Source organism: Pseudomonas brassicacearum (assembly GCF_003732265.1).
In the GTDB taxonomy this organism is placed as follows: Bacteria; Pseudomonadota; Gammaproteobacteria; order Pseudomonadales; family Pseudomonadaceae; genus Aquipseudomonas; species Aquipseudomonas brassicacearum_D.
The window spans coordinates 125,085-146,179 of sequence record NZ_MOBK01000001.1 but is presented as its reverse complement, the minus strand read 5'-3'; the positions used below and the strand labels follow the sequence as shown (position 1 = coordinate 146,179).

The window sequence follows — 21,095 nt, the reverse complement described above, 5'->3', positions numbered from 1 at the left end:
TCCTGTGTAGAGTTGAAATGCTCGCGCAAGCAGAGTTCGAATTCTTTTGCCCATGGCGAATGAGCAGCGCACCGCGCCTTTCGATCAATCCGATGGAACCTAAGGATTAAGCCCGTTCTCTATCGCAGGACCAGCAGAAGGAGAAGTCATCATGATCGACCCATTAACCGGCATGAGGCCGGGCGAGCGCTACAGCGTCGAAAGCCTTGAGCGCACACCGCATTTCCCCGGCTTCTTTCTCGATGGCAAGTATTACCTCGGGCCCGAGTTGCAGACGGCGGTCGGCTGGCTTGAAGGGCAGCAGTTTCTGTATGACCAGCTCGATACGACCGGCGAGCCGGTGTATCCCGGGCGCGTCGCCGGCACCATTGAAGACCTGACGCTGATCCTTGGGGATGGCGCGCGCCTGAAATTGAACGAGATGGCGTACGACGCCCCCAGATACCTGCCCACCGAAATGACCGATGACATTCTGAACACGTACCCGTTGGCCGCCGCCAGGCCCATCCGACCTTCGCCGCTGCTGGTCATCGGTGCCGCGCTGTTGGTGAGCGGTTGCCTGCTCGCGTTCAATCGTCTGGGTAGCCGACGCTCGTCCCGTTAGATTCACGGGCAATCACGGTGATTGCCCGCGATCCTCGGTTTACAGGTACCAGCGATATTCTCGGGCGGTGATTTCCTGCATGAACGCCAGGTGATCCTGACGTTTGTTCTCGCAATACACATCCACAAACTCCACCCCCAGCCCTTCACGCAGTTGCGGCTGATGCTGCATCGCGCGCACGGCTTCGAGCATTTCCTTCGGAAAGTCGACGCCACTGTTGCGGTCTTCGTTCAGCGGCAGGATCGGTTCCTTGCCGGACTCCAGTCCATGTTCCAATCCAACCAGAATTGCCGCCAACACCAAATAGGGGTTGGCATCGGCACCGGCCAGGCGATGTTCGATGCGCAAATTCTTCGAGTCCGATTCCGGAATGCGCAGGCACGCATCGCGGTCTTCAAATCCCCAGCTCGCTTGGGTGGCGATGTTGGTCGTGCCGCCCAGGCGTCGATAGGCGTTCTGGTTCGGGGCGAAAACCGGCATGCAATGCGGCAGCAGCTCCAGGCAACCCGCCACAGCATGGCGCAGTGATTGCTGCTGGTTGGCCGCCAGAATGTTATTCCCGGCCCCATCGTAAAGACTCACATGCACATGCATGCCGCTGCCTGGATGCTGCAAGTAGGGCTTGGCCATGAAACTGGCGCGGTAACCATGCTTGAGCGCCACGCCACGGCTGCTGCGACAGAACAGCGCCGCCCAGTCGGCGGCGCGCAAGCCGTCGTCGAGGTGACCGAAATTGATTTCGAACTGACCCGGCCCGAGTTCGGCCGTGATCACCGTGCTGTCGATGCCTTGGGCCCGCGAGGCTTCGACCATGTCGTCGAGTACCGGCGCAAAGCGCGACAGTCGCTCGATGTGCATGTTGGGTTGATCGTCGGCATCGTCCGTGAAGTCATCGCGGGGAAACTGCGGCAGCCCGTCGCGCAGCTTTTTATCGAACAGGTAGAACTCCAGCTCGAACGCCACCACCGGATGAATGCCTTTGCTGGCGAGCCGGTCCAGAACCTGCGCCAGCACCTGGCGCGGTTCGAACACGATAGGCTTTTCAGTGCCGTCCGAGGTGATCAGCATTTGCCCCAGCGGTTGCGCTTCCCAGGTCACTGGCTTGAGAGTACCCGGCACCAGCCGACGCACGGCGTCCGGATCACCATCGTTGAAGCAGTAATCACCAATCTTGAACAACCCGCCTTGCACACCCAGCAGCACACAGTTCTGCGGCAGTTTCAGCGCAGTGCCGGCCGCGACCTTTTCCAGCATGTCCACCGGGTAGCGCTTGCCGTAGAAATGTCCGGGGATATCGAGGGAAATCAGGTCGACATAACGCACCTCAGGGTAGCGTTGGCGAAAGGCACGCACCTCGGCCAGCAGGTCAGAGCAGGTAGCATCCATCATTGTCGGTCCTTTGCTTGTTATCAGGTGTAAACCCAGAGCACTCGCGTGAGTTGCCCGGTGAGGTTGCCGTAGCGGCAACGGGTATGGCTGTCGAACTGAAAACTGTCGCCAGCCACCAAAGTCACAGGTTCTTCGTCATCGCCCAGCCACAGCGTCAACTCGCCTTCGAGCACATAGCCGCCCTGCTCCGAGCTGTCACTCATGTGTCGTTCGCCGCTGCTGGCACCGGCTTCCAGATGACTTTCGAGCATGGAAAATGACGCGCGCATCTTTGGCGAAACCAGGATGTCGGTAATGCCGTTGGCGTAGTACAGCGTGCGGCGTTCGTCCGGCCGCGTGACCCAGGGCAACTCCTTGGGTTTCGGCAGGCTGTAGAAGTACGTGGTCGGCACGCCCAGGGTTTCGCTGATCGCCGTCAAGTCGGCCACGGTGGGCCGTGACAGGCCGCGTTCGACCTGCGAAAGAAAGCCGACGGAGCGGCCGATTTTGTCGGCCAATTCCTTCAAGGTGTATTTCTTGTGCTTGCGCAAATCGTGAATCAGGATCGCCAGCGCAGCGATTTCTTCTTGCTTGTTCATGCCTGGAATTCCGGTAGATGACTCATCAGATACTGTCGCGCAGTCGATACCAGGCTTTGCCGATGGCTTCCAGCGGCGCGGCGAGGTATTTGCCGCCGGGAAAACTGCCGTTGTTCAGGCCCTGATACAAGGACAATTCATCGTCCTGGCCCAGAATGGCGTCGGACACTGCACGGGCCGCGGCCAGTGTCGGCAGCACGCCATGCCCGGAATAGCCTTGTAACCAGTAGCGATCCCCCGCCCGGCCAACGTCGGGCGTTCGTTTGAGGGTCAGGTCGATGTGCCCGCCCCAGGCGAATTCCAGTTCCACACCTTTGAGCTGCGGAAACACCCGTTCCAGGAACGGCCGTGTCGCCCCGGCGATGTCCTTGGGCAGGCCGCCCAGATACGTGCAACCGCCGCCGAACAGCAGGCGGTTGTCGGGTGTGCGGCGGAAATAGTCGAGGACAAACTGGTTGTCGGTGACGCAGACATTGCTCGGCAGCAGCGCCGTGGCTTGCTCTGGCGTCAGGGGTGCGGTCGCCACTTGATACGTCCCGACGGGCAATACGCAACTGGCCAACTGCGGGTCGAGCCGATCCAGATAGGCGTTGCAGGCCAGCACCAGCACATCGGCGCGAATCGACCCGCGCTCAGTGTTCACCACGAAGCGGCCACCCTCCTCTCGATAACTCAACGCTTTGCTTTGTTCATGGATACGACCACCCGCGCGTTCGATGGCGGCGGCCAGGCCGATGGCCAGTTTCAGCGGGTTCAAATGAGCGCCCTCTGGGTCGTACAACCCTGCCTGATAGCGCTCGCTGGCAATCCAGTCCGGCAACTGTTCACGGCTGATGAACTGCAACCCGTGGTGCCCCCACTTGTGACTGGCCTCGCGCTGCCACTCGGTCAGCAGGCCGACACGTCGTGGCATCACCGAGGTCCACAAATGGCCGGCGCGATAATCACAGTCGAAGCCATGGCGAGCCGGCAATTCACGCAGTTCCTGCGCCGCCCAGCGCATGCCGTCCCACAGACGTCGTGCGCGCTCATAACCGAGCGCGGCTTCCAGCGGTGGCATGTCACACGACCAGCCGAGAATGGCTTGACCACCATTGCGTCCCGAGGCGGCCCACGCCACGCGACTGGCTTCCAGCAGTGTCACGCGCTTGCCCGCCAGGGCCAGGCGCAACGCGGTATGCAATCCACTGAATCCGGCACCGATGATCAGGATGTCGGTGTCGTGTTCACCGGCGAGTGCGGGTCGGCTGGTCAGGCGATCGGCGCAGCTGTGGGCGTAGTAGCTGGCGACATGCTGCGTGGACTGCTGGAACATACAAGCCCTCATGAAATTATGTTTATATAATTTCATGAAAAACTACATGATTAATTTCATATGGGCAACCGGCAAGTCTTTCAGAGCCTTGGCCAGCCCCTTCGCGAGCCTGCTCGCGAAGGGGCCGGTCCAGACCAAAAAGACCCTTCAGGTATCAGGCGACTTATGCCACGGATACCCCTTCGCACTGAGCTCAAAGGCGTACTCAAACAACCGCTTCATGTACTCTCCATCGAACTGACGATTGCGCAGGTGATGAAAATCCGCCCCGATATACGCCAGATTGAAATCCGCCCCGTCCTGCTGGGCGATCCGGTAGATCCGTTCCAGATCGCTGATCCCTTGCATCTGAATCAACGCGCTGATGGCGCGACCGCCAATGCTCAACGTACGGCGTTTGGTCCCCGACCACTGCGGCTCCATTTTGCCGTTGCGAATCACATAGAAATTGCGATCACGGCGCAAACGCGCGCCGGCCACGCTGTTCAGTGCCATGACGGTGCCTGGGGGATAAAGGAATACCTGCGTGATGACGCCGCCATCGACGTGCATTTCCTGGAACGGTTGGCCGCTGACCTCCACGTCGATCATGACGGGAGAAACGGCCCCCGGAATACTCATCGACGCGATCAGGATTCGACGGAACAGCTCGAGTGCTCCCGGTGCGCCGCTGGCGGCAATCGCGCCCATGTTCCAGGTCACGGGCCGCCCCGCATCGAGGTCGGTGGTGCCGATCATCAGCAGCCGCCCATTGGCGTATTGCGCCGCAATCGCCGCCAGTATGTCCGTAGAAATGCACTGCGCGACCAGCCGCGCCAATGGCTTGCTGTCCGCAATGCCGTCGCTGGCAAGCCGGGTCAGCACACTTCGCGAATGGAAAACGTCCTTGGGGCCAATGGCGCTGCAAATGCGCAGGATGATGTCGTCGTACTGAGGCCCCAGGTACGCGAACGGAGCCACCAGGGCCCCGGCGCTGATGCCCGTGACCACTTTGAAATCGGGACGCGAGCCATGCAACGTCCATCCCGCGATGATCCCCGCCGCAAAGGTGCCAGCGTCACCGCCACCGGAAATCGCCAGCATGTTGGCCAGTGGCAGGGTGTCATTCGGCTCCCCTGCCCTGGCCAGCGCTTCGGCTTCTCGCAAGTTGGACTGATGCACATCCCGAATCAGCGGCGCGAGGTCCCGGTCCAGCCAGTAACGTGCCTCGGGAATGCCGGGGACGACCGCCAGTTCCGTCAGGGTCGGCGGCACGGCATCCCGGCGTTGCAGACACGCCTGGCGCAACATGTTCCACGTTGACGCACTTGGCCCGGGCTGGAATGGTTTCAACACGCCTCCTCATGACCTGAGGACGTCAGACACCCTCCGGTCGATCCTGAACCCACTGCCAGAATAATTGGTAACCCACCGCCAGCACGACCGGCCCGATGAACAGTCCGAGGATGCCGCTGGTGACCATGCCGCCCAATGCACCAATCAACACGACCGGCATCGGCACATCCACGCCCCGTCCCAGCAACAGCGGTTTGAGGACGTTGTCCACCAGGCCCGCAATAAACACAAAGACCGAGAATATAATGGTCCTCGTGTTGGGCCCTTCGGTGGCCATGACATAGACGATCACCGGCAGCGTAATCAGCGTGGCCGGTAACTGCATGATGCCCAGCAGCAACACGCCGATGGCCAGCAGACCGGCGCCGGGGATACCTTTGAGCACGAAGCCGATCCCCACCAGCAACATCTGGATGAAGGCGATACCGACCACCCCGAGCGCAACGGCGCGAATGGTCGCCGTGCACAACTCGGCGATCTGTGGCCCCCTGTCCGGACCGCTGACACGCGACGCGATATCCACCGCGCAACGGCTGCCAGCCTCACCATGGGCCATGAAAATACCGGCGATGATCAAGGCAACAATGAACATCAGCAAACCTGCCCCGACGCCAGCGATCTTGGCCAACACGCCCAGCGTGACGCCTTTTATTTGCGGCAGGTATTTCACCATCAGGTCGGGAAGATCGGTTGAGGCCTGCAGCCATATCGCCGAAACGGATTTACCCACCAGCGGCCAGGTGGCGACCGTATCCGGGGGCGGCGGGATATGGAAGCTGCCCTCCTTCACCAGATCAACGACCTTGGCCACCGACTCCGCAATCGAGGTACCCAACAGATAGACCGGCACCACCAGAATCGCGATGGCAATCACCACAAGGATGGTTGCAGCACGCCCTTCGCTGCGCCCCAGCGATCCCATGAGTTTCAGTTGTAACGGGTAGAGGGTGATCGCGAGGATGACCGACCACAGCATCAGGTCGCGAAACGGTCGAAAAATCTCGAAGCAGAACAGCACCAGAACGACAATCAACCCGGCACGAATCAGGACATCGAGCATGCTGCGGGTCAGCGATTTCTCGGACAGAGGTAAGGGCACCATGGATGCCTCCTTGCTGATAGCTGCAAACAACGGTTGGGGAACGGTTAGGGCAGCATAGACGCTGATTTCAAGGTGCGACATCCACATTGTGCTCTGCATCGCTGTGCTGCAAAAAAAACCGCAAAAACAGCACATGGATTCAATATCCGCGGCTCAATCCACGCAACCATGGCCTCCTCACTCACCCCGTAAGGACCTCATCATGGCCATTGCAAAAGCAGTTCCCGGCAAAACCCTGCTGACCCCCTCAGACCACACGCTGATCATGATTGATCACCAATCACAGATGTCCTTTGCGACCAAGTCGATCGACGCCGTGACCCTGCGCAACAACGCTGCGCTCGTGGCCAAGGCAGCTCGTGGGTTCAAGGTCTCGACCATTCTCACCACCGTGGCCGAGAAGAGTTTTTCCGGGCCGATCTTCGACGAAATCAAATCGGTGTTCCCGGAACACAACGTGATCGACCGCACCAGCATGAACACCTGGGAAGACGAGCGCATCGCCGTTGAAGTCAATAAGTTCGGCAAGCAGAAAATCGTCCTGGCCGGTCTATGGACCTCCGTGTGCATCGTCGGCCCGGCGTTGTCGGCCATCGACCAGGGTTTCGAGGTGTACGTGATCGCCGATGCCTGCGGCGACGTCACCACCGAAGCCCACGAAGTGGCCCTGCAGCGCATGATCCAGATCGGCGCACGCCCGATGACGTCCCTGCAATACTTGCTGGAACTGCAGCGTGACTGGGCGCGCAGCGAAACTTATGACGAAACCGTAAAAACCTCGATCGCCAACGGCGGTGCCTACGGTCTGGGGCTGATCTATGCCAAGAGCATGTTCGGTGCCTCGGAAGCCCACTAAGCCAGAACCAGCGACTCCGTACTCGCGGAGTCGCTTCCCGGTGGTGATTGATCGATGACGTTTTCCAAGCGCAAACCCGGCCTGTCTTTCTGGTTATCGGTGATAGTCGCCGGCACCACCGCAACGGCGCAGGCGGATGACACGGCGCAAACCGGGCAAGGGTTCCTGGACGGTGCGACGCTGAATGTGCTCAGCCGCAACTTCTACCTCAACAGTGATTACCGCTCCCCTTCGCCGTCCGGCAAAAGCTACAAGGCGGAATGGGCGCAAGGTTTCATTGGCGCTTTCGAGTCTGGTTTTACCCCCGGCATCCTCGGATTCGGCCTCGACAGCCACGCCTTTTTGGGCGTGAAGCTCGACAGTGGCAAGGGCCGTTCCGGCACCGGATTGCTGCCGGTGGACAGTGATGGCCGCAGTGCGGACGACTATTCCAGCGCTGGCGGCGCGCTGAAAATCAAGGCGTCCAAAACGACCGTGGCGTACGGCGAAATGATGGTCGAAACACCGGTGTTCGACACCGCCGACAAACGCCTGCAACCGGAATACGCCACCGGTTTTCTGCTCAACAGCCGCGAAATCGATGGCATGAATGTGCAGGCCGGTCACTTCACGGCGTTCAAGAATCAGGACAGTTCATCGAGCAAGGGCAATTTTTCCGGTTACGGGGCCAACACCGACGCCGGCGGCATTTCGTTTGCCGGCGCCGACCTGTTCACGCAAAGCCCTGTCGGCGGCGCGCTCTATGCCTCGACGTTGACCGACACCTGGCACCAGTACTACGGCAATCTTCACCTCAAGCAGCCCGGCGTGTTCGTCGACGCCAATGTCTACCACACGCGGGACACGGGTGAGGCATTGGCCGGCGCCATCGACAACACCGCGTTCAGCCTGTCGGGCAAATACACCGTCGACGCCCACGGTTTCACCCTGGCCTATCAGAAAGTCAACGGCGACACCCCGTTCGATTTCGTCGGTGGCGATTCCATCTACCTGGCCAACTCGATCAAGTACGCCGACTTCAACGGCGCCCACGAACAATCGTGGCAAGTGCGCTACGACCTCGACCTGAGCACCTTCGGCGTTCCCGGCCTGGCCTTCATGACGCGTTACGTCAAAGGCACGCAGATCGACGGCACCCATGCGCCCCAGGGCGGTGCCTACAACCCGTTCGACGCAGCGACCGGCACCTTCGTCCCGCAACAAGGCGACGGCGGACGGCATTGGGAGCGCGACATCGATTTGCGCTACATCGTGCAATCGGGGGCGGCCAAGGACTTGTCCCTGCAACTGTCCCATGTGTCGCACCGCGCCAACCCGGCGCAGGGAGGCGATGATATCGACCGGGTGTATGTGGTGATCCAGTACCCGTTGAGCTTCGGGCCTTTTTGATCGGGAAATTGGCGGAAGGCAGCCGGAGTCGAACCTGCCCGGGAACGGATGCCGTCCCCAACCGGGTTTGAAGCCCGGCCGCGCCACCGGGCGCGATTGCCTTCCTTGAACTCAGTGGTCGTCTGTCTGGACCAAGGCACTGTCGAGACGGATCTGGCGTTTGTCGCCCATGCGTCGCGTCAGGCCGATGCGGTCAAAGTACTCCAGAATCTGAATGCTGCGCTTGCGGCCCAGGCCGACCGCATCGCGAAACGCCGCGACCTGTATCACCGGGTCGTGCCCGGCCAGTTGCAACAGCATAGCCGCCAATCGACGGATCATCGCGTCGGTGTAGAACAGGTCGCGAACCACTTGATGCAGCAACCCCAGCCGCGCCATTTTGCGCAACAGCAGGCGCACGGTTGCCTCGTCATGCCCCAGTTGGCGCACCCACGGCGGATCGAAACCGGCCTGTTCAAACAGCGGTTGCAAGCGCTGCCACAAGGCTTCGTCCTCTGCGCTCAAGCGCACCTGATGACTGGTTAAATGCAGCCACGGCCCGCTGGCGGCAATGGCGCCGCTGGCCAATAAGTCGTCGATCAGACGGAGGAAGGTCGGGCGCTCCAGCGTGGTGGCGGTGAAGCGGCGCAATCGATCACGGTCCGGGCCCATTTGATCCGGTTCGAGTTCGTGAAAGCGTGCGAGGTGTTCCAGCAAGGGGGCTTTGAGGGCTTCCCAACGTGTCGAGCTGAACAGCAGCGGACCTTGGCGGGTCTCGATCAAACGCACGTCATCAGGCAAAACCCAGGTCGCGCGCGAACGGTTGAACTGACGCTCCAGTTGCCGTGGATCGAGGCCGCTGTCGCTGTTGGCCAACAAGGCCGGCAGCAGTTGTTCCAGTGAATGGCGGGTGGCGAGCACCTGAAGCTGCGCCAGTCGTTCGGGGCTGCGACGGTGTCGGGTCGGGGCAAACGGATCGAGCACCCGACCGCCGCCGAGGGTGCGCTGCGCACTCTGATCCCGCAGGATCAACGGATCGTCCCTCACCGCCTGCACCGGGGCATTCAGCAGGATCTGCGCAAACATCCGCCCGCCCGGTGCCACGCTCGTACCTTCCAGCAACGCCACCCGCCCCGTCACGTCCTGAGTGCCGAGGTGTACATGCACCGGTTGAAAATGTTCGAAGGCTTTGGCTTCGCTGGCCAACAACCGCAGGTCGATGTCCAGCCGCTGAGTCGGCGCAGATAGCCACTCGGCCAGCAGCCATTGACCACGGTGGATGTGCTCCAGCGCCAGGCGCTCGGCACTCAGGTTCAAGGCGACGCGTTGGCCGGCAAACGCCGTGTCCGCCGCCTGATTTTGCGCGTGCAAACCGCGCACACGCACGGGTTTGCCCAATGGGCTCAACACCAGTGTGTCGCCCACCGCCACTTGCCCGGACAGCGCCGTACCCGTCACCACGATACCGGCGCCGGCGACGCTGAAAGCACGATCAATCGCCAGGCGAAAACCGCCGTCGGTACTGCGCTGATGCACCTCACGCTGTGCGTCGAGCAATGCCTGGCGCAGTGTCTCGACACCCTCGCCGGTCACACTCGACAGCGCGATTTGCGGCGCATCGGCATAGGGTCCGGGTGCCAGTAGCGTGGTCATTTGTTCATGGACCGCTTGCACCCTGGCCGGCTCGACCCGGTCGCACTTGGTGATCGCCACCAGCGCCCGGGGAATGCCCAGCAGTTCAACAATCGCCAGGTGTTCGCGGGTCTGCGGCATGACGCCGTCGTCCGCCGCGACCACCAGCAACACCAGATCAATGCCCTGCGCCCCGGCCAGCATGTTGTGGGTGAAACGCTCGTGGCCGGGCACGTCGATGAATCCGGTCAGCTCGGCGCCCGGCTCCAGCACGGCATACAGGTAACCGAGGTCGATGGTCATGCCACGTTCACGCTCTTCCCGACGCCGGTCGCCGGCCTGCCCGGTCAACGCCTGCAACAGCGCGGTCTTGCCGTGGTCGATGTGCCCTGCGGTGCCGACGATCACCCTGCCCGCCCCTCGACGGCCAACTGATCAAGTTGTTCCAGCCATGCCACTTCGTCGTCGAGTTGGCGCAAGTCCAGCCACAGCGCGTCGTCATCGATACGGCCCAGCACCGGAATGGACAACTGACGAAACGCAGCCTCCAGCCCCAGCAATTGCCGGCCACGCAGACGTTTGGACACATTAGGCCGCAGGCACAACGCGGCGCTCGGCAAGCGCGCCACCGGTTGGCTGCCGCTGCCGATCATGCCCAGCGCCGGCAGCGCACTGACGTTCCAGCCATCACCCAGAACGTTGGCCAGCGAAGGTTGCAGCCGTTCGGCCTGGGCGAGGATGTCGGCTTGCGGGCGAGTCAGCAGACGCAGGCTCGGCAGACGTTCGGCCAGACGATCCGGATCACGGTACAACCCCAGCACCGCTTCGAGCGCGGCGAGAGTCAGTTTGTCGACCCGCAGTGCACGTTTCAGCGGGTTCTTCTTGATCTTCGCGATCAGGTCTTTGCGCCCGACTATCAACCCCGCCTGCGGCCCACCCAACAATTTGTCGCCACTGAAGGTGACGATGTCCGCACCATCGAGCAGCGCCTGGCGCACGGTCGGTTCGGCGGGCAGGCCCCAGCGGGTCAGGTCCAGCAGACTGCCGCTGCCGAGGTCTTCCAGCAGCGGCAAGCCATGCTTGTGCGCCAACTGCGCCAGCTCGGCGGTCGGCACCCGTGCGGTGAAACCTTCGATGCTGTAGTTGCTCGCATGCACGCGCATCACCAGACCGCTGCGCGGGCCGATGGCCGCTTCGTAATCTCGGGCATGGGTGCGGTTGGTGGTGCCGACTTCATGCAGCCGAACCCCGGCACGCGCCATGATGTCGGGAATGCGGAAGGCGCCGCCGATTTCAATCAGCTCGCCTCGGGAAATGATCCCTTCCTTGCGCGCGCCGAGGCTATTGAGCGTTAGCAGCACCGCCGCCGCATTGTTGTTGACCACGGTCACCGCTTCGGCGCCGGTGAGTTCGCGGATCAGGCCTTCGATCAAGTCATCACGGTCGCCACGCTTGCCGCTGCTTAAATCAAATTCAAGATTGAGCGGATAACGCGCGGCCATTTGCACCGCTTCGATGGCGACGTCGGGGAGCAACGCCCGTCCAAGGTTGGTGTGCAGCACCGTGCCGGTCAGGTTGAACACCCGGCGCACATGGCTTTGGTGATGTCGGGCCAGACGCTCACCCGCCCGTCCCGCCAATACCTGCGGGCTGATTTCCACGGCATCCAGTTGCCCGGTCAGGACCGGTGCACGCAAGTCATCGAGCAATTGCCGCAGGTTCGCCAGCAGCGCGTCACGCCCATAACGCTCGGCCAGCGGTTGGCACGCGGGATGGCGCAGCAGACTGTCGATGGAAGGCAGCCGCAAGGTTTGACTGGCGGAAGTTGAAGGCATCAGGCGCTCCTGGAAACGATTGACCGTCGCGCCTGAGTGTAGCCGCTGAGTGTTTAGTCGCCGCCGGGTGCCAGCAGCAGATTGGGCGCCGGACGCAGGTAGCCCTCCTGTTCCAGGCGCATGTCGAGCATCAGGCTGGCCAGATCCGCCGACAACGCTTCGGCTTCAGCATCGTTTTCCAGGTACAGCTGCTTGAGGTAACTGCGACAACCGGGGCAGGTTTCGGCGCGCAATGGCGCTTGATTGGCGGCGTGGCGGTCGTCATCGAGGCTGACGTATTCCAGGCCTTTGCTCTGTTCGCAGTACACGCACTTGACCCGCACCACGTGCCATTCGCAGGCACACAGCGAGCACACCAGATAACGCAAACCGTTATGTTTGCCGCGATGGCGAATCACCCCGGCCATCGCCGGCGAACCGCAGGCCGGGCATTGATTGAGGCTGTCGCCGGGTTTCAGCGAAAGGTCTGGTGTGCTCAGCAGCCAGTGACTCCAGGCCGCTTGCAACGCGGCGCCGAGAAACGGCACCAGCGCGGCGGGCAGCAGCGTGAACTGGCCGCTGACCAAGGCCACCGCCCAGGCTTTGCGTTGCCCGGCGTCGGTACTGCGCAACGTTGCCAGGGCTTTTGCTACCGCCGGTTGCGGCGCTGGCGGGTAGTGCTGCAACAAGGCGTCGAGGTACGGCAACCAATGACCCTCGCGCACCAGCGTGTCGGCGGCCAACGGTGGCAGACCGTGCGCCTGGCAGACTTTGATGCGTTCGGGATCAGGCAAGGTGGTGACCGGCGGATCGTCGATCAAACGCTGCTGCACATGACACAAACCGGCGATCAGGCGCAGGTAATCGGCCAGCGGATGGCCCTCGGCCAAATGCTCCAGCCGTAAGGCGCGCAAGGTGAACAGGTTGTGCGGCGGCAAGTACAGAAACGGCGGTGAACTCGCCGCCGCTTCAATCTCTCCAGGTTCAAGAATCGTCGCCAAGTGCTTATCCTTTTTTACTGATCGGCGGGTCGGGACGTTCGTCGCGCGTCACTTCGCGGTACCAGAGTTCATGGTGTTTCTTCGCCCAGGCGCGGCTGACCCAGCCATGCACCATGGCGCCGACCGAGCCCTTGATCCAGATCCCGGCGTAGATATGGATGATGATGCTGAGCACCAGCACAAACCCCGCCAACGCATGCAACAGCATCGCCCAGCGAATCGCGGTGATGCCGAAATAAACGCTGAAATACGCGCGCCAGATCACCAATCCGGTCAACAACAGCGCGAGCATGCAGGCCAACAAAGTCCAGAACAGCAGCTTCTGTCCGGGGTTGTACTTGCCAATGGGTGGCACGCCCTCCTCCTCGTTTTGAATGACCTTGTCGATCCGCTTGAGCCACAAACCGTCGTTACGGATGAAAAAGTTGGCCCGCCAGAAGCGAAACACCAGCCCGAGGAACAGCACGAACATCAACACGCCCATGAAGGGATGCAGGATCCGCGTCCACGGGCCGCCGCCAAACAGGTTGCTGAGCCAGAACAGCGCCGGATGAAACAGCGCCAGTCCGGACAGTGCCGCCATGAAAAACAGGATCGCCACCAGCCAGTGATTGGTGCGCTGGCCGGCGGTGTAGCGCAGGATCTGTTTGCGGCTCATGGTCTGTCCTCCCTGCGCGGATCAAAGGTATGCACCGATGGATCGACTTCGTGCACGGCAGGATCTTTAAGCGGCGGCGGCAACTCATCCTCTTCCACCACCTGCGGCCCGATGCGCACGTAGTGGAAGAACCCGGCCAGCACCGCCAGGCCCATTGCCAACAACCCCAAAGGTTTGCTCACGCCTTTCCACAAGCCCACCAACGGACTGATCTCCGGGTCTTTCGCCAGCCCGGCGTACAGCTGCGGCGTGTCGGCGTGGTGCAGCACGTACATCACGTGAGTGCCACCGACACCGGCCGGGTCGTACAGGCCGGCGTTGTCGAAGCCACGGCTTTTCAGATCGACGATCCGTTCGGCCGCGTGTTCCTTCATGTCTTCCTTGGTGCCGAAGACGATGGCGCCGGTCGGGCAGGTTTTCACGCAGGCCGGTTCCAGCCCGACTTCAACCCGGTCCGAACACAAGGTGCATTTGTACGCCTTGTGATCCTTTTGCGAGATCCGCGGAATATTGAACGGGCAACCGGTGATGCAATAACCGCAGCCGATGCAATGGTCCTGGTTGAAATCGACAATGCCGTTGGCGTGCTTGATGATCGCGCCGGGGCTGGGGCACGCCGCCAGGCAACCGGGTTCGGCGCAGTGCATGCAGCCATCCTTGCGGATCAGCCACTCGAGGTTGCCGGCGTCGGTTTCATGCTCGGTGAAGCGCATCAGGGTCCAGGTTTCTGCGCTCAGGTCCTGCGGGTTGTCGTAGGTGCCGAGGTTGTGACCGACGTCGTCGCGCAGCTCATTCCATTCTGAGCAGGCGACCTGACACGCCTTGCAGCCGATGCACTTGGTGGTGTCGATCAGCTTGGCTACTTCCTCCTGATTGCGCACCGAAGGCGGGACAGTCGTGGTGGCCGAACGGGCAATGATGTCTTGGCTGGCCATTTAGACTTTCTCCACGTTGACCAGGAATGACTTGGATTCCGGGGTCTGTGTGTTGCCATCGCCGAGGAACGGCACCAGGGTGTTGGTCAGGTAACCGTGACGCGTGAGCCCGGTAAACCCCCAGTGCAGCGGGATACCGATCTGGTGCACCACTTGATTGTTGACCTGCAGCGGACGAATCCGCTTGGTCACCACCGCCACCGCTTCAATGTGCCCGCGCTTGCTGCTGACCCGCACCCGGTCGCCGGCGACGATGCCTTTTTCCTTGGCCAGCACTTCGCCGATTTCGACGAACTGCTCCGGTTGGGCAATCGCGTTGAGCTTGCAGTGCTTGCTCCAGAAGTGGAAATGCTCGGTCAAGCGGTAACTGGTGGCCGCGTACGGGTAATCCTTGGCCACGCCGAGGGAATCCCACACCGAATCGAAGATCCGCGCCGCCGGGTTGCTCGTGGCTTTTTTATTGGTCGGGTGCAGCGGGTTGATGCCGATCGGCGTCTCGAACGGCTCGTAATGCTCGGGGAACGGGCCTTCGTTCATCTTGTCGACGGCGAAGAACCGCGCCACGCCTTCGGGGTTCATGATGAACGGATTCATCCCCGCTTCCGGTGGCACATCGGCCTTGTAGTCGGGCACGTCGGTGCCGCCCCACACCTTGCCGTTCCACCACACCAGGCGTTTTTTCGGGTCCCATGGCTGGCCTTGTGGATCGGCCGAGGCGCGGTTGTAGAGAATCCGCCGATTCGCCGGCCACGCCCAGGCCCAGCCTTGGTGCTGGTGCATGCCATACGGATCGCTGTTGTCGCGCCGGGCCATCTGGTTGCCGGTTTCGGTCCAGCTGCCACAGAAAATCCAGCAACCGGACGCGGTGCTGCCGTCGTCCTTGAGCTGGCTGAACGCGGCCAGTTGCGCATTGCCCTTGATCGCCGCACCCGTGGCGTCGGTGAAGTCAGCAGTGGCGTAGCCGTTGATTTCCTTGGCCAGTTCTTCCGGTGAGGGTTCGTCGGGGATCTTGTACTGCCACGACAGTTTGAGGATCGGATCGGGATAGGCGCCGCCTTTCGCCTCATAACGTTGACGCAAACGCAGGAACAGTTCAGCCATGATCCGGATGTCGGTTTGCGCCTCGCCCGGTCCATCCGCGCCTTTCCAGTGCCATTGCAGCCAGCGACTGCTGTTGACCAGCGAGCCGTCTTCTTCGGCAAAACAAGTGGTGGGCAGGCGAATCACTTCGGTCTGGATGTCGGCGCTTTTCACATCGTTGTACGGCCCGACATTGCGCCAGAATTCCGAGGTCTCGGTGGACAGCGGGTCCATCACCACCAGCCATTTCAACTTGGCCAGCGCCGCCATCACCCGGTTCTTGTCGGGCAACGCCGCGATGGGGTTGAAGCCCTGGCACATGTAGCCATTGACCTTGCCCTGGCCCATCAAGTCGAACACTTTGAGGATGTCGTAGTTGGGGATGTCCAGTTTCGGCAGGTAGTCGTACGCCCAATTGTTCTCGGCCGTGGCGTTGCCGCCGTACCAGGCTTTCATCAGGCTGACGTGGAATTTGCTGTAGTTCTGCCAGTAGGACAACTGCCCCGGACGCAATGGTTTTTGCGTGCGTTTGGTGATGTAGGCGGCGTAGTCCTGTTCGGCGTCGGTCGGCAAGGTGAGGTAACCCGGCAGCGCGTTGGACAGCAACCCGAGGTCAGTCAGGCCCTGGATGTTGGAGTGTCCGCGCAAGGCGTTCACACCCCCGCCGGGCATGCCGACGTTGCCCAGCAGCAATTGCACCATTGCCGCGCTGCGGATGATCTGCGAGCCGATCGAGTGCTGGGTCCAGCCCAGCGCATAGAGGATGGTCATGGTCTTGCCCGGCACCGAGCACGTGGCAATCTCATCCCAGATCTTCTGCATGGCGTCGACCGGCATCCCACAAATCTGGCTCGCCAGGTCGATGTTGTAGCGGCTGTAATGCTGCTTCATCAGTTGATAGACGCAGTGTGGGTCTTGCAGGGTCGGGTCGACCTTGACGAAGCCGTCCTCACCGAGTTCATAGCCCCAGCCGGACTTGTCGGTGTAGCTGCGCTTGGCCACGTCGTAACCGCTGAAGATCCCGTCTTCAAAGCCATAACCGGCTTTGACGATGAACGACACGTCGGTGTAGTTGCGCACGTATTCGTGCTGGATCTTGTCCTCGGTCAGCAGGTAATTGATCAGACCGCCCATGAAGGCGATGTCGGTGCCGGTGCGAATCGGCGCGTAATAGTCGGCCACCGAGGCCGTGCGGGTGAATCGCGGGTCGACCACGATCAGCCGCGCCTTGTTATGCGCCTTGGCTTCCGTCACCCATTTGAAACCGCACGGGTGCGCTTCTGCTGCGTTGCCGCCCATTACCAGCACCAGATTCGCGTTGGCGATATCGGTCCAGGTATTGGTCATGGCACCACGGCCGTACGTCGGGGCAAGACTTGCCACCGTCGGGCCGTGTCAGACACGCGCCTGGTTATCAAACCCCAGCATGCCGAGACTGCGAATGACCTTGTGGGTGATGTAGCCCGCTTCGTTGGACGCTGCCGATGCCGCGAGGAAACCGGTGGTCAGCCAGCGGTTCACCGTTTGGCCTTGCGCATTCTTCTCGATGAAGTTGGCGTCGCGGTCGGCCTTCATCAGGTCGACGACGCGATCCAGCGCTTCATCCCAGGAGATGCGTGTCCATTCGCTGCTGCCGGGCTTGCGCACCTGCGGGTATTGCAGGCGACCGGGGCTGTGAATGAAATCCAGCAGGCCCGCGCCTTTGGGGCACAGGGTGCCGCGGTTGACCGGGTGGTCGGCGTCACCTTCGATGTGGATGATGCTTTGCGCGACGTTCTTGGCTGTATCGCCCTGGCTGTACATGATCAAACCGCAACCGACCGAGCAATACGGGCAGGTGTTGCGGGTTTCATGGGTGGCGGCAAGCTTGAAGTGGCGCACCTGCTCGGCGAAGGCCAGCGTGGGGGCCATGCCCAACGCGCCCAGGCTCGAGCCTGCAAGGCCGATACCAGCGACCTTGAAGAACTGACGACGGCTGAGGTCCATCGTGCACTCCTGATCAGGTGGAAATCCGGGACTTTGCCGGACTTTTCAATCAATCACGGTGGCGGCAGCCGGGCTGCCGACACTTGAAACTCTAGACAACCCAGGCGTGCCCGGTGTGAAAACCGACCGTCGGGCACCCACCCGATACCCGCCACACCACCGAACCTGTGGGAGCGAGCCTGCTCGCGATAGCGGTCGATCAGACAACATCAATGCCGACTGTACCGGCCTCATCGCGAGCAGGCTCGCTCCCACAGGGCTTGGCGATTATCATGGTCACCATTCCAATCCTGCTTTCACGAGACCGCGCATGACTTTCGATTTTGATCAGGTGTTCGACCGCCATAACACCGGTAGCACCAAATGGAGCCGCTACCCGGTCGACGTGCTGCCGATGTGGGTGGCCGACATGGATTTTGCCGCGCCGCCGATGATCATCCGGGCCCTGCAAAAACGCCTGGAACACCCGATGGTCGGCTACAGCGTGGCCCCGGATGACCTGCGCGATGCCATCGTCGCCGACCTCTGGAACAAATATGCCTGGCGCGTCGAGCCGCAAGAGCTGATCTTCCTGCCGGGGGTTGAATCGGGTTTCAACATGGCCCTCAAAGCGCTGGTCCAGCCGCCACAGAACGTCGTGGTGCAAGTGCCCAACTATCCGCCGCTGCGTCATGCCCCGGGTCATTGGGGCCTGAACAAGGTCGAGCTGAATTTCGATGCGCAGGCCGACGGCACCTACACCACGCCGCTCGCCACCCTCAGCCAGTCGCTGCAAGGTGGCGGCGCATTGCTGCTGAGCAACCCGCACAACCCGCTGGGCAAAGCCTTCCCGCGCGAAGAACTGCAAGCGATTGCCGACATCTGCCTGGAACAGGGTGCCTGGATCATCTCGGACGAAATCCACGCCGAGCTGTGCTTCGACGGGCGCAAGCATGTGCCGATGGCAACCCTGAGTGCGGACATCGCCCGGCGCACGATCACGCTGATGTCGGCGAGCAAGGCCTACAACATCGCCGGCCTGAAAACCTCGTTCATGATCATTCAGGACCGCGCCCTGCGCGAGAAGGTCAACCACGCCCGTTGCGGCATGGTCGACAGCGTCAACCCGCTGGGCCTGGAAGCCACTCGCGTCGCCTACAGCGAGGCCGGGCCATGGCTGGCGGAGCTGAGCGCGTACCTGCAAAGCAACCGCGATTACCTCGTCGACGCCGTTCGCACCCGCCTGCCGGGCGTCAGCATGAACGTGCCGCAAAGCACCTACCTGGCGTGGCTCGATTGCTCGGCGCTGGGCCTGGACAACCCGCAGCAGTTCTTCCTCGAGCAAGCCAAAGTCGGTTTGAGCCCGGGCCTGGACTTCGGCGATGACGCCGGGCAGTTCGTACGCCTGAACTTCGGCTGCCCACGGGCATTGCTCGAAGAGGGTATTGCGCGGATGGAGCGCAGCTTGCGCAATCGCAAGGCCTGATCCTCTCTCAGTAACAACACAAATCCCCTGTGGGAGCGGGCTTGCTCGCGAATGCGGTTTTCCTGTCACCAGTGATGTTGACTGATATACCGCATTCGCGAGCAAGCCCGCTCCCACATTGGGATTTGTGGGAAATTTGGATTATCGGCAGCTGAAATCCAACCGAACTCAAGACAAAACCCCAGGGTCAACCCTTTGACCCGTTGCCTTGAACCCGGAGATTGAAGATGACTGACTATCCAAAACCACCCTTCCCCAAACAAGCCCAAGCCGTCCCCGGTTCCCAGCGCAAAATGCAGCCGGTCCCGGACTGTGGCGAGCAGTCCTATAAAGGCTCGGGCCGGTTACAGGGCAAGATCGCCTTGATCACGGGGGCCGACAGCGGCATCGGTCGCGCGGTAGCCATTGCCTTCGCCCGTGAAGGCGCGGATGTCGCCATTGCCTACCTGAATGAACACGAAGACGCGCAGGAAACCGCCCGTTGGGTAGAAGAAGCGGGTCGCCAAACCCTGCTGCTGCCCGGCGATATCGCGCACAAATCCCAGTGCCAGGCCTTGGTCGACAAGACGGTCGAGCGGTTCGGGCGCATCGATATTCTGGTCAACAACGCTGCGTTTCAGATGAGCCACGACAGCATCGAGGACATCACGGATGAAGAATGGGTGATGACCTTCGATGTGAACATCACCGCCATGTTCAGGATCTGCAAGGCGGCGCTGAAGCACATGAAGGCCGGCAGTTCGATCATCAACACCAGTTCGGTGAACTCGGACCTGCCCAAGCCAACCCTCCTCGCCTACGCCACCACCAAAGGCGCGATTGCCAATTTCACCGGCGGACTGGCGCAGATGCTTGGGCCGAAAAACATCCGGGTGAACAGCGTGGCACCGGGTCCGATCTGGACGCCGCTGATTGTCTCGACCATGCCCGATGACGAAGTGCAGAATTTTGGTTCAGAGACGCCCCTGGGGCGGCCAGGGCAACCGGTGGAAGTGGCGCCGATTTATGTGTTGCTGGCGTCGGACGAGGCCAGTTACATCACTGGCCAACGCTATGGCATCACGGGCGGCAAGCCAATCCTTTGAACCCTGTAGCAGCTGTCGAAACCGGCCCCTGTAGCAGCTGCCGAAGGCTGCGTCCGGCTGCGCAGCAGTCGCAAACCCAGTACACGCGGTTGTCCTGATATACCGCAGTGCCTGATTTCACGACTGCTTCGCAGCCGGACGCAGCCTTCGGCAGCTGCTACAGGGGGCGGGGTCAACCGAAAAAATGAACCGCCGGCAACTATCCGCCCTCAATAGATTAAGCCCCCCATTTCGGGCCGCTGAGGAGGTCGTCATGTCTGCACCTATCGTGAAGCTCTTCACCCAACCGAACTTCGCGTGGACCGATATCCGTCGCGAAGAAGAAGCGCACCCGCGCCACTACCTCGCTCATTTGCTGTTACTCGCCTTGATCCCCGCCGTGTGCCTGTTTATCGGGACCACGTACGTCGGCTGGAGCCTGGCCGAGAACGAAACGGTCAAGCTCAGCAGCGCCAGTGCCCTGCAGCTTTGCGTGCTGCTGTACGTGACGATTGTCGCCGGCGTCGCGGTGATGGGCGGGTTCATTCGCTGGATGTCGCGCACCTTTGACGCACGCCCTACCCTCAACCAATGCATCGGGTTTGCCGCGTACACCGTGACGCCGTTCTTTATCGCAGGCTTCGCCGGGCTGTACCCGAATCGCTGGCTGGCGATTCTCGTACTCGGCGCCGCATCGCTCTACTCGACGTTCTTGCTGTTTGTCGGCTTGCCGACCTTCATGCACGAGCGCAAGGAACAAGGCCTGCTGTACGCCGCGAGCGTGTGGGGCGTTGGCCTGCTGGTTTTAGTGACTATTCTGGTGGAAATGATTCTGGTGTGGACCAACCTGCTGTCGCCTGAATACCTGCGCGCAACGGTTGGTTGATCGCATCAATTCCTGCACCGCACCACC

Annotated in this window: 17 protein-coding genes and 1 tRNA gene; 6 read left to right on the top strand and 12 right to left on the bottom strand. The window is 61.5% G+C overall.

From position 1 onward, the window contains the following. The first annotated feature begins 151 nt into the window (after window positions 1-151). Window positions 152-604, top strand: coding sequence for a short chain dehydrogenase (locus tag BK660_RS33490; RefSeq protein WP_123431610.1), 453 nt, complete (start codon window positions 152-154; stop codon window positions 602-604). Between the two features lie 39 nt (window positions 605-643). Here BK660_RS33490 and BK660_RS00610 read toward each other — a convergent pair whose 3' ends face one another. From BK660_RS00610 to BK660_RS00590, 5 genes are all read right to left on the bottom strand, one after another. Continuing rightward, window positions 644-1,990 (bottom strand): glutamine synthetase family protein, encoded by a 1,347-nt coding sequence (locus BK660_RS00610; RefSeq protein ID WP_123431609.1) that lies wholly within the window; start codon window positions 1,988-1,990, stop codon window positions 644-646. A gap of 23 nt (window positions 1,991-2,013) precedes the next feature. Then, a complete protein-coding gene (locus tag BK660_RS00605; protein WP_123431608.1) occupies window positions 2,014-2,571 on the bottom strand; it encodes a helix-turn-helix domain-containing protein in 558 nt (185 codons plus the stop codon). Between the two features lie 25 nt (window positions 2,572-2,596). Continuing rightward, entirely contained in the window at window positions 2,597-3,886 is a 1,290-nt protein-coding gene (locus BK660_RS00600; protein WP_123431607.1) for an NAD(P)/FAD-dependent oxidoreductase, read from the bottom strand. Window positions 3,887-4,033: 147 nt separating this feature from the next. Then, window positions 4,034-5,176 (bottom strand): patatin-like phospholipase family protein, encoded by a 1,143-nt coding sequence (locus tag BK660_RS00595; RefSeq protein WP_123431606.1) that lies wholly within the window; start codon window positions 5,174-5,176, stop codon window positions 4,034-4,036. Between the two features lie 67 nt (window positions 5,177-5,243). After that, the gene (locus BK660_RS00590) at window positions 5,244-6,323 is read right to left on the bottom strand and encodes an AI-2E family transporter (protein ID WP_123431605.1); all 1,080 of its coding nucleotides are present in this window, start codon (window positions 6,321-6,323) and stop codon (window positions 5,244-5,246) included. A gap of 202 nt (window positions 6,324-6,525) precedes the next feature. Here BK660_RS00590 and BK660_RS00585 point away from each other — a divergent pair, with 202 nt between their 5' ends. After that, window positions 6,526-7,179: a hydrolase gene (locus BK660_RS00585; RefSeq protein WP_123431604.1), complete on the top strand. Its 654-nt coding sequence runs from the start codon at window positions 6,526-6,528 to the stop codon at window positions 7,177-7,179. A 54-nt stretch (window positions 7,180-7,233) separates the two neighbouring features. Next, window positions 7,234-8,568 carry an OprD family porin gene (locus tag BK660_RS00580; RefSeq protein ID WP_123431603.1) on the top strand — a complete coding sequence of 445 codons (1,335 nt, stop codon included), beginning with the start codon at window positions 7,234-7,236 and terminating at the stop codon, window positions 8,566-8,568. 9 nt (window positions 8,569-8,577) lie between these two features. Here BK660_RS00580 and BK660_RS00575 read toward each other — a convergent pair. From BK660_RS00575 to fdnG, 7 genes are all read right to left on the bottom strand, one after another. After that, window positions 8,578-8,673: transfer RNA gene (locus BK660_RS00575), tRNA-Sec, on the bottom strand. 6 nt (window positions 8,674-8,679) lie between these two features. Further along, window positions 8,680-10,587, bottom strand: a complete 1,908-nt coding sequence (gene selB, locus BK660_RS00570) for a selenocysteine-specific translation elongation factor (protein WP_123431602.1) — start codon at window positions 10,585-10,587, stop codon at window positions 8,680-8,682. Then, the gene (gene selA / locus BK660_RS00565) at window positions 10,584-12,014 is read right to left on the bottom strand and encodes an L-seryl-tRNA(Sec) selenium transferase (protein ID WP_123431601.1); all 1,431 of its coding nucleotides are present in this window, start codon (window positions 12,012-12,014) and stop codon (window positions 10,584-10,586) included. The genes selB and selA overlap by 4 nt, the downstream gene beginning before the upstream one ends. A 53-nt stretch (window positions 12,015-12,067) precedes the next feature. Then, window positions 12,068-12,994, bottom strand: coding sequence for a formate dehydrogenase accessory protein FdhE (fdhE, locus tag BK660_RS00560; protein WP_123431600.1), 927 nt, complete (start codon window positions 12,992-12,994; stop codon window positions 12,068-12,070). 4 nt (window positions 12,995-12,998) lie between these two features. Next, complete coding sequence (locus BK660_RS00555; RefSeq protein WP_123431599.1) at window positions 12,999-13,652, bottom strand: formate dehydrogenase subunit gamma; 654 nt, start codon at window positions 13,650-13,652, stop codon at window positions 12,999-13,001. Continuing rightward, window positions 13,649-14,587, bottom strand: a complete 939-nt coding sequence (fdxH, locus tag BK660_RS00550) for a formate dehydrogenase subunit beta (RefSeq protein ID WP_123431598.1) — start codon at window positions 14,585-14,587, stop codon at window positions 13,649-13,651. The genes BK660_RS00555 and fdxH overlap by 4 nt, the downstream gene beginning before the upstream one ends. Then, the gene (fdnG, locus tag BK660_RS00545; RefSeq protein ID WP_148057412.1) at window positions 14,588-17,653 is read right to left on the bottom strand and encodes a formate dehydrogenase-N subunit alpha; all 3,066 of its coding nucleotides are present in this window, start codon (window positions 17,651-17,653) and stop codon (window positions 14,588-14,590) included. A 310-nt stretch (window positions 17,654-17,963) separates the two neighbouring features. Between fdnG and BK660_RS00535 the strand changes: the two genes are divergently transcribed. The 3 genes from BK660_RS00535 to BK660_RS00525 all read left to right on the top strand — a co-directional run bounded on the left by BK660_RS00535 (window position 17,964) and on the right by BK660_RS00525 (window position 21,068). Beyond that, window positions 17,964-19,118: a MalY/PatB family protein gene (locus BK660_RS00535; protein WP_123431595.1), complete on the top strand. Its 1,155-nt coding sequence runs from the start codon at window positions 17,964-17,966 to the stop codon at window positions 19,116-19,118. Window positions 19,119-19,345: 227 nt separating this feature from the next. Then, on the top strand, window positions 19,346-20,203 hold the full coding sequence (locus BK660_RS00530; protein WP_123431594.1) for an SDR family oxidoreductase: 858 nt from the start codon (window positions 19,346-19,348) through the stop codon (window positions 20,201-20,203). A gap of 253 nt (window positions 20,204-20,456) precedes the next feature. Further along, on the top strand, window positions 20,457-21,068 hold the full coding sequence (locus BK660_RS00525) for a Yip1 family protein (protein ID WP_123431593.1): 612 nt from the start codon (window positions 20,457-20,459) through the stop codon (window positions 21,066-21,068). Window positions 21,069-21,095 lie beyond the last annotated feature (27 nt).

Bases quoted from the DNA above. Each gene is read 5' to 3' on its own strand.
- BK660_RS33490 (WP_123431610.1), top strand. From the start codon at position 152: ATGATCGACCCATTAACCGGCATGAGGCCGGGCGAGCGCTACAGCGTC.
- BK660_RS00610 (WP_123431609.1), bottom strand. From the start codon at position 1,990: ATGGATGCTACCTGCTCTGACCTGCTGGCCGAGGTGCGTGCCTTTCGC.
- BK660_RS00605 (WP_123431608.1), bottom strand. From the start codon at position 2,571: ATGAACAAGCAAGAAGAAATCGCTGCGCTGGCGATCCTGATTCACGAT.
- BK660_RS00600 (WP_123431607.1), bottom strand. From the start codon at position 3,886: ATGTTCCAGCAGTCCACGCAGCATGTCGCCAGCTACTACGCCCACAGC.
- BK660_RS00595 (WP_123431606.1), bottom strand. From the start codon at position 5,176: ATGTTGCGCCAGGCGTGTCTGCAACGCCGGGATGCCGTGCCGCCGACC.
- BK660_RS00590 (WP_123431605.1), bottom strand. From the start codon at position 6,323: ATGGTGCCCTTACCTCTGTCCGAGAAATCGCTGACCCGCAGCATGCTC.
- BK660_RS00585 (WP_123431604.1), top strand. From the start codon at position 6,526: ATGGCCATTGCAAAAGCAGTTCCCGGCAAAACCCTGCTGACCCCCTCA.
- BK660_RS00580 (WP_123431603.1), top strand. From the start codon at position 7,234: ATGACGTTTTCCAAGCGCAAACCCGGCCTGTCTTTCTGGTTATCGGTG.
- selA (WP_123431601.1), bottom strand. From the start codon at position 12,014: ATGCCTTCAACTTCCGCCAGTCAAACCTTGCGGCTGCCTTCCATCGAC.
- BK660_RS00555 (WP_123431599.1), bottom strand. From the start codon at position 13,652: ATGAGCCGCAAACAGATCCTGCGCTACACCGCCGGCCAGCGCACCAAT.
- fdxH (WP_123431598.1), bottom strand. From the start codon at position 14,587: ATGGCCAGCCAAGACATCATTGCCCGTTCGGCCACCACGACTGTCCCG.
- BK660_RS00535 (WP_123431595.1), top strand. From the start codon at position 17,964: ATGACTTTCGATTTTGATCAGGTGTTCGACCGCCATAACACCGGTAGC.
- BK660_RS00530 (WP_123431594.1), top strand. From the start codon at position 19,346: ATGACTGACTATCCAAAACCACCCTTCCCCAAACAAGCCCAAGCCGTC.
- BK660_RS00525 (WP_123431593.1), top strand. From the start codon at position 20,457: ATGTCTGCACCTATCGTGAAGCTCTTCACCCAACCGAACTTCGCGTGG.